The following is a 207-nucleotide window of genomic DNA, read 5'->3' on the forward strand; positions in this document are numbered from 1 at the left end:
GAATTGCAGAATATCAAGACCGCAATCCATGAAATCGCCCACGCCACGCTGCATGATACTGCCCTTGCTATGCCGGAACGCCCCGACCGCCGTACCCGCGAGGTACAGGCGGAAAGCGTCGCCTATGCTGTCTGCCAACATTACGGGCTTGATACGTCGGACTATTCTTTTGGATATATCGCCGGGTGGAGCAGCGGAAAAGAACTT

Annotated in this window: 1 protein-coding gene; it reads left to right on the forward strand. The window is 55.1% G+C overall.

Features of this window, described 5'->3' with window-relative positions; genetic code table 11:
• Positions 1-207: ImmA/IrrE family metallo-endopeptidase (locus DWX32_RS20310; protein WP_243037633.1), on the forward strand; the 207-nt coding region annotated here is incomplete at both ends.

It is taken from the genome of Blautia sp. AF19-13LB, assembly GCF_003479105.1.
In the GTDB taxonomy this organism is placed as follows: domain Bacteria; phylum Bacillota; class Clostridia; order Lachnospirales; family Lachnospiraceae; genus Fusicatenibacter; species Fusicatenibacter saccharivorans.